The 12,832-nt window shown below is 68.0% G+C and carries 9 protein-coding genes; 3 read left to right on the top strand and 6 right to left on the bottom strand.

The window, feature by feature from the left end:
* Window positions 1–64: 64 nt before the first annotated feature.
* Entirely contained in the window at window positions 65–2,455 is a 2,391-nt protein-coding gene (ppsA, locus tag C6P61_RS14710; protein ID WP_105730683.1) for a phosphoenolpyruvate synthase, read from the bottom strand.
* Window positions 2,456–2,635: 180 nt separating this feature from the next.
* On the opposite strand from ppsA, the gene ppsR reads away from it, so the two are divergent.
* Window positions 2,636–3,457 (top strand): posphoenolpyruvate synthetase regulatory kinase/phosphorylase PpsR, encoded by an 822-nt coding sequence (ppsR, locus tag C6P61_RS14715; RefSeq protein ID WP_105730684.1) that lies wholly within the window; start codon window positions 2,636–2,638, stop codon window positions 3,455–3,457.
* Window positions 3,458–3,470: 13 nt separating this feature from the next.
* Here ppsR and C6P61_RS14720 read toward each other — a convergent pair whose 3' ends face one another.
* The 5 genes from C6P61_RS14720 to C6P61_RS14740 form a co-directional block, all read right to left on the bottom strand.
* Entirely contained in the window at window positions 3,471–4,361 is an 891-nt protein-coding gene (locus C6P61_RS14720; RefSeq protein WP_105730685.1) for a hypothetical protein, read from the bottom strand.
* A gap of 155 nt (window positions 4,362–4,516) precedes the next feature.
* Entirely contained in the window at window positions 4,517–6,754 is a 2,238-nt protein-coding gene (locus tag C6P61_RS14725) for an exonuclease domain-containing protein (RefSeq protein WP_105730686.1), read from the bottom strand.
* The gene (locus tag C6P61_RS14730; protein WP_105730687.1) at window positions 6,751–7,125 is read right to left on the bottom strand and encodes a response regulator transcription factor; all 375 of its coding nucleotides are present in this window, start codon (window positions 7,123–7,125) and stop codon (window positions 6,751–6,753) included. The genes C6P61_RS14725 and C6P61_RS14730 overlap by 4 nt, the downstream gene beginning before the upstream one ends.
* The gene (locus C6P61_RS14735; protein WP_105730688.1) at window positions 7,122–9,914 is read right to left on the bottom strand and encodes a sensor histidine kinase; all 2,793 of its coding nucleotides are present in this window, start codon (window positions 9,912–9,914) and stop codon (window positions 7,122–7,124) included. Before C6P61_RS14735 ends, C6P61_RS14730 begins: the two co-directional genes overlap by 4 nt.
* Before the next feature lie 26 nt (window positions 9,915–9,940).
* On the bottom strand, window positions 9,941–10,138 hold the full coding sequence (locus C6P61_RS14740; protein WP_105730689.1) for a hypothetical protein: 198 nt from the start codon (window positions 10,136–10,138) through the stop codon (window positions 9,941–9,943).
* Window positions 10,139–10,295: 157 nt separating this feature from the next.
* Here C6P61_RS14740 and C6P61_RS14745 point away from each other — a divergent pair, with 157 nt between their 5' ends.
* A complete protein-coding gene (locus tag C6P61_RS14745) occupies window positions 10,296–12,119 on the top strand; it encodes a DUF294 nucleotidyltransferase-like domain-containing protein (protein ID WP_105730690.1) in 1,824 nt (607 codons plus the stop codon).
* Window positions 12,119–12,775, top strand: a complete 657-nt coding sequence (locus C6P61_RS14750; RefSeq protein WP_105730691.1) for a 3'-5' exonuclease — start codon at window positions 12,119–12,121, stop codon at window positions 12,773–12,775. The genes C6P61_RS14745 and C6P61_RS14750 overlap by 1 nt, the downstream gene beginning before the upstream one ends.
* The last annotated feature ends 57 nt before the right edge of the window (window positions 12,776–12,832 follow it).

Raw genomic sequence — 12,832 nt, forward strand, 5'->3', positions numbered from 1 at the left:
ACGCCAGCCGGCCCTGTTGCCGGTTCGAACCGGGCCCGCAGCGGGCCCGGAACCAGGACAGTGATCAGCCCGCCAGCTGCTTCCAGGTGTCGATCACCGAGTCGGGGTTGAGCGAGATCGAGCTGATGCCCTGGTCGCGCAGCCATTCGGCGAAGTCCGGGTGGTCGCTGGGGCCCTGGCCGCAGATGCCGATGTACTTGCCCTGGGCGCGGCAGGCCTTGATCGCCATGCTGATCAGCGCGGTGACGGCCGGATCGCGCTCGTCGAAGTCATGCGCCAGCAGCTCGAGGCCTGAGTCGCGGTCCAGGCCCAGCGTCAGCTGGGTCAGGTCGTTGGAGCCGATCGAGAAGCCGTCGAAGAACTGCAGGTACTGCTCGGCCAGGATCGCGTTGCTCGGGATCTCGCACATCATGATCAGCTTGAGCTCGTTCTCGCCGCGCTTCAGGCCGAACTTGCCGAGCAAATCGACGACGCGCTCGGCCTGCTTGAGGGTGCGCACGAAGGGCACCATGACCTGGACGTTGGTCAGGCCCATGCTTTCGCGCACGCGCTTGATCGCCTCGCATTCCATCGCGAAGGCCTCGCCGAAGTCCTCGCTGATGTAGCGCGCCGCACCGCGGAAGCCCAGCATCGGGTTTTCCTCGTCGGGCTCGTAGCGGCTGCCGCCGACGAGCTTGCGGTACTCGTTGCTCTTGAAGTCGGACAGGCGCACGATCACCGGCTTGGGCCAGAAGGCCGCAGCGATGGTGGCCACGCCCTCGGCGACCTTGTCGACGTAGAAGGCACGCGGGCTGGCGTGGCCGCGCGCGACCGACTCGACCGCCTTCTTGAGGTCGGCGTCGATCGCCGGATAGTCCAGGATCGCCTTCGGATGCACGCCGATGTTGTTGTTGATGATGAACTCGAGCCGCGCCAGACCGACGCCGCCGTTGGGGATCTGGGCGAAGTCGAAGGCCAGCTGCGGGTTGCCGACGTTCATCATGATCTTGACGTCGAGCTCGGGCATCTGGCCACGGCTGACCTCGCTGACCTCGGTCTCGAGCAGGCCGTCATAGATGCGGCCGGTGTCGCCCTCGGCGCAGCTGACGGTGACCAGAGTCCCTTCCTTGAGGGTCTCGGTCGCGTCACCGCAGCCGACCACGGCCGGGATGCCGAGCTCGCGCGCGATGATGGCGGCGTGGCAGGTGCGGCCACCGCGGTTGGTCACGATCGCGCTGGCGCGCTTCATGACCGGCTCCCAGTTCGGGTCGGTCATGTCGGTCACCAGCACGTCGCCGGGCTGGACCTTGTCCATCTCGCTGATGTTGTGCACCAGGCGCACCGGGCCGGTGCCGATCTTCTGGCCGATCGCGCGGCCCGAAGCCAGCACGGCGCCCTTGCCGACCAGCTTGTAGCGCAGCTCGACCTGACCGGCGGCCTGGCTCTTGACCGTCTCGGGGCGGGCCTGCAGGATGTAGAGCTGGCCGTCATTGCCGTCCTTGCCCCACTCGATGTCCATCGGGCGGCCGTAATGCTGCTCGATCACGACCGCGTAGCGCGCCAGTTCCAGCACGTCGGCGTCGGTCAGCGAGTAGCGGTTGCGCTGCTCGACCGGCACCTCGACGGTCTTGACCAGCTTGCCGCTGGCGGCCTTTTCTTCCGGGGAGGCGAAGACCATCTCGATCAGCTTGCTGCCGAGGTTGCGGCGGATCAGCGCCTGCTTGCCGGCTTTGAGCATCGGCTTGTGGACGTAGAACTCGTCGGGGTTGACGGCGCCCTGGACCACGGTCTCGCCCAGGCCGTAGCTCGAGGTGATGAAGACCACTTCCTCGAAGCCGCTCTCGGTGTCGATGGTGAACATCACGCCGGCAGCACCGAGGTCGGAGCGCACCATGCGCTGCACGCCGGCCGACAGCGCGACCACGTCATGCGCGAAGCCCTTGTGCACGCGGTAGCTGATGGCGCGGTCGTTGTAGAGGCTGGCGAACACCTCCTTCATCTTGTGCAGCACTTCCTCGACGCCATGCACGTTCAGGAAGGTCTCCTGCTGGCCGGCAAACGAGGCGTCGGGCAGGTCCTCGGCAGTGGCCGAAGAACGCACGGCGTAGGTGGCAGTTTCGCTGCCGGCGTTGAGCGTCACATAGGCGTCGCGGATCGCCTGCTCGAGGTCGGCCGGGAACGGCTGGGCTTCGACCATGGCGCGGATCTCGGCGCCGACCTGGGCCAGCGCGCGCACGTCCTCGGTGTCGAGCGCGGCGAGCTTGGCGCTGATCTTGTCGGCCAGGCCTTCGAAGGCCAGGAACTCGCGAAAGGCATGGGCCGTGGTCGCGAAACCGGTCGGTACCCGCACGCCTTCGGGCAGCTGCGAGATCATCTCGCCCAGGCTGGCGTTCTTGCCGCCGACGGACTCGACGTCGGTCATTCGCAGTTGCTCGAAGGGCACGACCAGGGCGGTCGGGCTGAACAGTTGGGACATGGGAAAACTCCACTAAGTTGAAAAAATCGGTTCCCGGCTGGCGCGCTGACCTGTTGTTGTGCTGTTGTGCGGTCGCGGCGCAGCATCGCTGTGCAATTCGGGATAATCAGAAACATTGTAGGGGCCGCGCGGGCTGCGCGCCGTCCGTTTCACGACAATCGAACCGAGAGTAAGTACCAGATGCCGCATCGCACCGCTTTCTTCATCTCCGACGGCACCGGCATCACGGCCGAGACCTTCGCCAATGCGATCCTGGCCCAGTTCGAGATCAAGCCGCACCGCATCCGCCTGCCCTTCGTCGACAGCGTGGACAAGGCGCACCAGGCGGTGCACCAGATCAACCACAGCGCCAAGGTCGACGGCAGCCGGCCGCTGGTGTTCACGACCGTGGTCAACATGGAAGTGCTCGCGGTGCTCAAGTCCGAGTGCAAGGGCATGCTGATCGACATGTTCGGCACCTTCATCGCGCCGCTGGAGGCCGAGCTCGGCATCAAGTCGAACCACCGGGTCGGGCGCTTCTCGGATGTGACGCGGACCCAGGCCTACCACGACCGGATCGAGGCGATCAACTTCACGCTCGCGCATGACGACGGCCAGACCCATGTCGATTTGGCGAATTCGGACCTGATCCTGATCGGGGTCAGCCGCAGCGGCAAGACGCCGACCTCGCTCTACCTGGCGATGCAGTTCGGGCTCAAGGTCTCGAACTACCCGCTGATCCCGGAGGACTTCGAGCGCCGCCAGCTGCCACCGGCGCTGGTGCCGTTCAAGAAAAAGCTGTTCGGCCTGACGATACAGGCCGAACGCCTGAGCGAGATCCGCCACGAGCGCAAGGCCAACTCGCGCTATGCCAGCCTGGTCAACTGCCGCTACGAGGTCAGCGAGGCCGAGGCCATGATGCGCCGCGCCGGCGTGCGCTGGCTGTCGACCACCAGCAAGTCGATCGAGGAGATCTCGACCATCATCCTGCAGGAGATCAAGCCCGAGCGGCTCGACTACTGACGGTCAGGCGGCCTCAGTAATAGCAGTTCGCCAGGCGGGCGCGCGAAGTCTCGACCACCGGCTGGTAGGCCGCCCCCAGCGTGGACAGTCGCTGGATCGAGGCCAGCACCAGTTGCTGGTTCGCCGATGCGCCCGGTGCGGGTGGGTGGATCGACAGCAACTGCACGCCGGACTTGAGGCGGTTGGCGTCGAGCCTGGCCTTGATCCGGTTGACCGCGTCGGTATACAGGGCGTCCTTCTTCATCCATTCATCGATGTCGATCTTGCCGTTGGCGAGGTCATCGGTGAGGGCGGCCTGGATCGTCTTCATGTCGATGAAGTTCTTGGCATCGATGACCGCCGCACCGAAGCTGGCCTCGGACTTGACATCGTCGATGCTCTGCATGAAGCGGTAATAGACGGCGGTCGTGGTGACGGCCTCGCTGCCGAAAGTGTCGACGTCCTTGATGTTGATGGACGAGGCGTACAGGAAGGCAAAAAGGCCGGGCGACAGGCGGTTCATCGAGAACGACAGGCTGGCCGACGCGGTCGATGAGGACTTGGCGGCCTCGGCGACCGTGTTGACGACATCGGTGTAGGTCTTGATCGCCTCCGGGCTCATGGCCGGCTTCTTGGCCAGCGGATCTTGCGCCGCGGCGATGGCAGCCAATGACTTGGTCACGACGGCGGCGATCTTGTCGAGGCTGAACTCGCTGCTGTACTCGGTCTTGATGTCGGAATTGTAGGAAAGCTCGCGGGCGTCCGTCACGCCGGCGTCCTTCAGGTGGCCCTCGATCTCGGCATAGAAGCGGGCCTTGTTGTCCGCCTCCTGGGCCAGGATCATTGTCTGCAGCTTGTCGATCTGGTTCTTCGCCGCCACGGTCTTGTCGGCGACGCTCTGAACCGATCCTGAATTGCATGCCATGTTTTTCTCCCTGTTCATGTGGTTTTGCGCTGCTGATACTGCAGCGGCCTGCAGCTCAAGTCAAGCGAGCCCCACGGGCCGATCGAAGCCAGATTGAAGCCGCATTGAAGCCACATGGGGGGCAGCGGGCTGCCGCAACGGGCGCTCAGTAACGCTCAGTACTTGAGCCGCGCGTAATAGGTCTGCTGGGCGGCCGCGCGCGCCTGGCCCAGGGTGTGGATGCCCTTTTCGGCCAGCAGCGGGATCAGGCGCAGGAAGATCTCGGCCGTGACCAGCGCATCGCCCAGGGCGTTGTGGCGGCCCTGGACAGCCAGGTTGAAGCGCTGCGCGATGGCCTCGATCCGGTGCGACTGCTGGCTCGGGTGCACCAGAGCCGACAGCAGCAGGGTGTCGAGCACGGGCTGGTCGAAGCGGATGCCGGTGCCCGCCTCGAGCAGCTGCAAAAAGCGCAGGTCGAACGCCGCGTTATGCCCGACCAGCACCGTGTCGCGCGCAAAGGCGTGAAAGGCCGGCAGCACCCGCTCGATGGTCGGCTGGCCCCGGACCATGTCCTGCTGGATGCCGTGGATCGGGATGCCGGCGGGCGGAATCATGCACTGCGGATCGACCAGCTGGTCGAAGGTTTCCTGGCGCAGCAGCTTGCCGTTGACGATGCGGGCGGCACCGATCTGCAGGATCTGGTCGCCGCCGGCCGGATTGAGCCCGGTGGTCTCGGTGTCGAAGACGGTGTAGACCAGGTCGAGCAGCGGGCGGTCGTCAAGCGCACTGGCCTGCTCCGAGCGGCTGAACAGGTCGAAGTCGTAGAACTCGGGCCGGCCCACCGCCTCGGCGGCCGCAGCCTCGGGCAAGACGGCAGCCTGCCGGGGTGCGACGCCTGGCAGCAGGAAGCGGAAGAAGGACAGGTGGCTGGCACGGTCACGCTCGAACCAGAGCGCGCCGCCATGGCGCTCGACCACGTCGCGCACCGAAAAAGAATAGGACTCCTGGCCGATGCGCACCGGGTCGAGCTCCCAGCCCATGACGGTCTCGGTGCTGATCGCGGGACCGGTCCACATCAGGTCGAGATGAACCCGCGCCGAACCGGTCGGCGCTGGCTGCAGCCGCAGCTGGATGAAGCGGACCGAGAGCTCGTCCTGCAGCCTGGCTGCCAGGTAGACCAGGACCTGCAGCAGGCTGAAGCTCTCGATGCGCAGCCAGGCGGCGGGGTCGACCTCGGCCTCGCGCGCCGACAGGCCGGCCTGCTGCTCGATGCGGCGCAGCGCGGCGGTGACGAAATCGCTGCCGAGCATGTCCTCCATCGGCCAGCGGCTGGACAGGCGCTCGGAGGCCTCGCTGACCAGCGGCTTGAGCCGCTCGCCCATGGCCTGGGCCTCGTCGCGCACCACGCGCAGGAAGCGCTCACGCATGGCCGGCTCGAGGTCGGGGAAGTCGAGCATCTCGAGCGCGGCCTGGATGCTGGCCAGCGAGGCCCGGCTGCCCTCGGTCAGGGTCTGCAGCGCGCGGTCGCGCTCGGCCTGCTGTTCGTAGTCGGGCATCACGTCGTCGAGCATCAGCACATAGCCCGCGATGTCCTGCTCGGCAGCGCTGCCGGCGGCCGGACGCACCGGCGCGAGCTGGACCCGCAGCAGCTGGCCGGCGGGCGTGAGCGTGACGAACTGGGCCGAGGGCTGGGGCGCGCCGCGGCGCATGCGCTGGCGCACGTTCTCGAGCGCGTGCTCGACCAGCTGGCGGTCGAACAGGGCGTGGATCGAGCGCCCCAGGCCGAGCAGGCCGCTGTCGGCCACCGTCTGGCCGGGCTGGCCCGGTTGCCCCGGCTGACCCGGTGCAGTGGCCTGGCCGGCTGGCGCGAGGTCGCGAAACTGGGCCCGCGCGCGCTGGTTGTAGAGCAGGATGCGGCCGTCGAGGTTGCAGACCACCACGCTCTGGGTCAGCTCGGCCATCAGCGCGGCCAGGCGCGATTTCTCCTCCTCGATGCGCTGGGCGGCGGCCTGGACCTTGCTGTCCATCTCGTGGCGCAGGGTCTCGCGCTGCTCGACCAGCTGGTTGAACAGCCGGGCCAGGGCGCGCGTCTCGGGGTTGCCGGCAGGCGCGAGCTCGCGCACCACGTCGGTACGCAGCAGGATCTGCGCTTCCTCGGCCAGCCGCACCGAGGGCGTGACCCAGAAGTCGAACCAGCGCTTGAGGCCGTAGGCGATCGCGGCGATGCCACCGGCCCAGGTCAGGCCGACCAGCGCCAGGTGCGGGCCGACCAGCTCGAAGGCAGCCGCGCGCTGGGCTGGCTCCAGGGTCGCGGCCACCAGCGCAAAGGTCAGCGCCAGCCAGGCGATCGAGGTCAGCGCCGCGATGGCCAGCATCAGCCACAGGCGCCGGTCGGTGCGCCCGGGCCGGTTCATGGCTGCGCCCCGAGCAGGCTGCGCACCTTGTCGACCAGCTCGCGGGTCGAGAACGGCTTGGTCATGTAGTCATTCGCGCCGAGCGCCAGGCCCTTGGCCATGTCGGTGTCGCGGCCCTTGGCCGTCAGCATCAGGATCCGGATGCCGGCGAGCTCGTCGTGCTCGCGCACAGCCTGGCAGACATCGAAGCCGGTCTTGATCGGCATCATGACGTCGAGCAGGACCAGGTCGGGGCGCTGCTGCAAGATGGTGTCGAGCGCCTGCTGGCCGTCGCGCGCGACCAGCACGCGGTAGCCCTCGCGCTGCATCAGGAATTCGAGCGAGAGCAGGATGTTGGGCTCGTCGTCGGCGATCAGTATCGTGGCGCTCATGCGCGGTCTCCATTCTTGTCGTTATCGGGGGCGCCCAGCGGCAGCCAGAAGCTGAAGCAGGCGCCCTGCCCCGGCTGCGAACGCAGCTCGATCTGGCCGCCGAAATGCTCGATGATCTGGCGGCTGATCGGCAGGCCGAGGCCGGTGCCCTGCGGGCGCTGACTCGCGTCGCCGCCCTGGCGGAACTTCTCGAACACCAGCGCCTGCTGCTCGGGCGCTACCCCGGGTCCATTGTCCTGCACTTCGACCTGGACGCGGTCGCGCTGCAGCGCAAGACCGATCCGGATCTGGCCGCTGCCGGCGGGCACGAACTTGGCCGCGTTCGAGAGCAGGTTGATCATGACCTGGGTCAGGCGGTCGGGGTCGGCACGCAAGATCACCGGCGACTCGGGCAGATCGAGGGTAAGCAAGGCACCGCGCTCGCGCAGCAGCTCGGCGACGGTATCGGCGCTGCGGCGGATCAGGGCCACGAGGTCGAGCTCGGCATGCTGCCATTCGGCGTGGCCGGACTCGATCTTGGCCATGTCGAGCACCTGGTTGACGAGCCGGCCCAGGCGCTCGGTCTCGGCGACGATGATGGCCAGGAAGTTCTGCCGCTGCTCCAGGCGCATGGCGGGCGCACCGCCGGCTTCGGCGCGCGCGTCGTCGAGCATCAGCTCGGCCAGGGCGCGGATCGAGGTCAGCGGGGTGCGCAGCTCATGGGTGACCGAGGACATGAAGTCGTCTTTCAGCCGGTCCAGGCTCTTGAGCTGCTCGTTGGCTGCGCGCAGCTCGGCGCTGGCGCGTTCGAGCGAGAGCGACTTCTGCTCCAGCTCGCGCGAGTGCAGCAGCAGGCGCTTGGCCTCCTCGACCATCGCGAGCACGTCTTCCAGCGCCAGCGCCTCCTCCTCGACCACCGAGGCCACCATGACCCGGGCCGAGGCGCTGCCGATCGCGCCGGTCAGCTGGGTCTCGACGAAATGGACCAGCTCGGCATCGGCCTGCAAGGGCTGCAGGCGGTCGACAAGATCCAGGCGGCTCAGGTCCGAACGCCCATGCTCGCGCGCGTAACGCTCGAACAGCTCGCGCGCCCGCTCAGGCCCGAGAAAACGCTCGGCCAGCGCCAGCAAGCTGGCGACGCTGGCCTGGCCGCGCCAGAACACCGGCTGCAGCTGGCTGCTGCGCTCGAACACGTCGACGAACAGCAGGGCCTGGCTGGCCTCGGCCACCGAGGGGCTGCGCCAGAGCGAGACACCGACATAAAGGCCGACGTTGCCCAGCAGGCTCCAGAACAAGGCATGGGTCAGCGGGTCGAAGCCGCCCAGGCCCAGCAGCGCTTCGGGCCGCAGCCAGTCCAGGCCCCAGGGGCCGACGCGCAGGAAGTCGTCGGCCATCCAGCCCGACTTGGCCAGCGAGGGCAGCATCAGCGTGTAGCACCAGAGCGCGAAACCGGCCAGCAGGCCGGCCAGCGCACCGTGCCGGGTGGCGCCGCGCCAGTACATGCCGCCCAGCATGGCCGGCGCGAACTGGGCGACGGCGGCAAAGCTGATCAGGCCGATGCTGACCAGCGCATAGGCCTCGCCGGCCAGGCGGAAATAGCAGTAGCCCAGCAGCATCACGGCCAGGATCGCGAGCCGGCGCGTATTGAGGATCACGCGCGTCAGGTCGTGGCGGCCCTCGGACCAGCGGCGCGTGCGCAGCAGCACCGGCACCACCAGGTCGTTGCAGACCATGGTCGAGACCGCGATGGTCTCGACGATCACCATGCCGGTAGCGGCCGACAGGCCACCGACAAAGGCCAGCAGCGCCAGCGCCGGTTGGCCCTGGCTCAGCGGCAGCGAGAGCACGAAGCTCTCGGGGTCGGCCTGGCCGGGGCCGAAATGCAGCAGCCCGCCGAGCGCGATCGGCAGCACGAACAGGTTGATCAACAGCAGGTAGAGCGGAAAGACCCAGGCCGCGCGCCGCAGGTGGCGCTCGTCGACGTTCTCGACCACCATGAGCTGGAACTGGCGCGGCAGCAGCAGCACCGACAGCATGGCCAGCAAGGTCAGCGCGAACCATTGCGGATGGGCAAAGGCCATGCCCTGGCCCGGCGCGAACAGGCTGGCGAGTTCGGGCTGGACCGCCGCGCGCGCGAAGATGTCGCCGACGCCGTCGAACAGGCCCCAGCAGACATAGGCGCCGACCGCCAGAAAGGCCAGCAGCTTGACCACCGACTCGAAGGCGACCGCCGCCACCAGGCCCTCGTGGCGCTCGCTGCTGTCGAGGTGGCGCGCGCCGAACATCATCGTGAAGCCGGCCAGCGCCAGCGCGAGGTAGACCGTGCTCTCCTGCCACCAGGCGCGCTCGCGCGCCAGCGCCGCGGGCACGGCGGTCAGGACATCGAAGGCGACCGAGATGCCCTTGAGCTGCAGCGCGATATAGGGCACGATGCCGACCACCGTGATCAGCGTGACCAGACCGGCCAGCAGCGGGCTCTTGCCGTAGCGGCTCGAGATGAAGTCGGCGATCGAGGTGATGCGGTAGCGCTGGGCGATGCGCAGCATCTTGCGCAGCACCAGCCAGGCCAGCACCATCGCCAGCATCGGCCCCAGGTAGATCGGCAGGAACCAGACGCCCGAGCTGGCGGCCCGGCCCACGCTGCCGAAATAGGTCCAGGCGCTGCAGTAGACCGCCAGCGACAGCGCATAGACCCAGGAGCTGGCAATGATCGAGCGCCCGGCTGCCGCACGCCGGTCGCCGTAAGCCGCGACCGCGAACAGGGTCAGCAGATAGGCCAGCGAGACGGCGACGACCAGCAGCGGCGACATGGCGTTGGAATACCGGGGCAACGGACTCAGTCCGGCTGCCGCTCCATCAGACAGGCCAGCGCGGCGATCAGCAGGCCCCAGAGCGCGAACAGCGCGAGCGGAAACAGCGGCAGACCCCAGAGCAGCGTGTCGCGGTTCCAGAGCGCGATCAGCGGATAGTTGAGCAGCAGGCAGCCAGCAGCGAACAGCGCCAGCAGGCGTTGCGATTCCAGTCTTGGCTTCATGCTCAGTCTCCACGCGGGATACGCACCCGCCGCATCGATGTCCAGACTGCCATTGTGACCCGGCAGCGCTTACCCGGCACTGACTTCCTGCACGGCCTGCCAGCGCGGCCGGTCCGGGTGCAAAATGGCAACAGCCTGACTGCCGCGCCGATTCCAGATGCCCAACGCCTTCAACTTCTCCGCCTCCCCGTTCGACTGCCTGACGCTCGAGGAGCGCCAGTTGGTGCGCCAGAGCGTCAATGTGGGCTACTACCCCGCAGGCGCGGTGCTGCTGGCACCGCACATACCGCCGACCCATCTGTTCATCCTGATCAAGGGCCATGTCGTGCAGTGGGACGGCGAGGAGCGGGTATCGACCTACGGGCCCGATGACTGCTTCGACGGCCGCGCGCTGCTGGCGGGCAAGGTCAGCGACCGCTTCGTCGCCGCCGAGGAGGTGGTGGCCTACGAACTCAGACAGCAGGCGGTGACCGAGCTGATCGCCTCCAACGCTGGCTTCGGTGCGCTGCTGTTTTCCGACCTCGGCCAGCGCCTGAGCGCGCTGTCGCAGCGCCAGGACCAGCATCAGCTCCATGCGCTGACATTGGCGCGGGTGGACGAGGCCTATCTGCGGCCCGCGCGCGAGGTCGATGCCGGCACCGACATCGTCTCGGTCGCGCGCATCCTGCAGACAGAACGGACCCACAACGTGCTGGTGCGCGATGCGCGCAGCGAGCCGCCCCGGCTCGGCATCTTCACCGTGGCCAAGCTGGCGCAGGCGATCCTGGACGGGCGCCCGCTCGACCAGCTGCCAGTCGGCGAGCTGGCCGACTACCCGCTGCTGACGGTGCAGCGCTCGGACCAGATCGGCGACGCGATGACGCTGATGCTGAGTCACCGCGCGCACCGGGTGGTGGTGCTCGACGGGCAGCGCATCGTCGGCGTGCTCGAGTCGCTCGACCTGTTCAGCTTCCTGTCCAACCACTCGCACCTGATCAGCGCCCAGATCGAGCAGGCCCAGGCGCTCGACGCGCTGAGCCAGGCCGCCGCGCAGATCACGCGCATGATCGCGCTGATGCAGCGCAGCGGCATGCGGGTGGCCTTGATCGCCAAGCTGGTGCAGCAGCTCAACGCCCAGCTGTTCGAGCGCGCCTGGCAGCTGGTCGCACCAGCCGAGCTGGTGGCCAACAGCTGCCTGTTCGTGATGGGCAGCGAGGGGCGTGGCGAGCAGCTGCTCAAGACCGACCAGGACAACGGCCTGATCCTGCGCGACGGCTACATGCCCCCGGCCGACCTCGACGCGATCTGCGCGCGCTTCTCGCAGGCGCTGGCCGATTTCGGCTACCCCGAATGCCCGGGCCGGATCATGGTCAGCAACCCGGACTGGCGCGCGCCGCTGGCCGAGTTCTCGCGTCAGCTGCGCGAATGGCTGATCCTGCCCGACCCCGACAGCCTGATGAAGCTGGCGATCTTCATGGATGCACATGCGGTCTGCGGTGATGCCGGCCTGCTGCGCCAGGCGCGCGAGGCGGTGCTGGCGCTGGCGCCCGACAACCAGGCGGTGCTGGCGCGCTTTGCCTCGGCGATCACGGCCTTTGGCGAAAGCCAGGGCTGGTGGAACAAGCTGTTCTCGCTCGGCGAGGCCGACAGCGGGCTGGACCTCAAGAAGGAAGGCATCTTCCCGCTGGTGCATGGCGTGCGCAGCCTGGCGCTGGCGCGGCAACTGACCGAGACCGGTACCGTCGCGCGCATCGCGGCGCTGGTCGCAGACGGCGCGCTCGACGCGACCATGGGCGCCGAGCTGACCGACAGCCTGAGCTTCTTCATGGGCCTCAAGCTCAAGGCCGGACTGGCCGAGATCGACACCGGGCGCACGGTCACGGGACGGATCGACCCGGCCCAGCTCAGCCCGCTCGAGCGCGACCTGCTGAAGGACACGCTGGCCGCCGTCAAGCGCTTCAAGGCGCTGCTGCGCCAGCGCTTTCACCTGGATGCGATGTGATGGAGCCGCCGCTGATTCCCGGCCGCTGGGCCCAGGCGATCCGGCGCGAATGGCGCCTGCGCCAGCTCAAGGACCCGGCCTACGCTTTCCTGTTCGAGCCCGCCCCGGCTGACGAATGGGTGTCGCTGGCCTGCGCGACCAGCGGGCATGACCTGGCGCGCGACCAGATCCTGTCGGTCTGCGCCCTGCGCGTCAGCGGCCAACGGGTGCTGGCCAGCGAGCGGCTCGAGCTGCTGCTGAAACCAACGCGCCCGGTGCCGCCCGAGGCGCTGCGCACGCACCGGCTGCGCGAGCAGGAGCTGGCGCAGGGACTGGAAGCCAAGGAAGCGATGCAGCGGCTGCTGCGCTTCATCGGCAGCCGGCCGCTGCTGGGCTACTACCTCGAATTCGACCTCGCGCTGCTCGAGCAGCTGATCCGGCCGCTGATCGGGGTCGGGCTGCCGCAACCGGCGGTCGAGGTGTCGGCGCTCTACCACGAGTGGCAGTTCCGCCAGCTGCCGCCCTACCAGCAGCAGGGCGACGCCGCGATCGACCTGCGCTATGCCTCGATGCTCGAGCAGCTGGGGCTGCCGGTGCGCGAGGCGCCCGATCCGCTCGACCGCGCGGTACTGACGGCGCTGGCCTTCATCAAGTTGCGCCAGCTGCAGGTCGGCTGAAGGCTGGCCGCTGTCACGACCCCAGGCGTGACCACATGAAAAAACCGGGCACGAAGC

Origin of the sequence: Malikia spinosa, from assembly GCF_002980625.1 — a bacterium.
Taxonomy (GTDB): domain Bacteria; phylum Pseudomonadota; class Gammaproteobacteria; order Burkholderiales; family Burkholderiaceae_C; genus Malikia; species Malikia spinosa.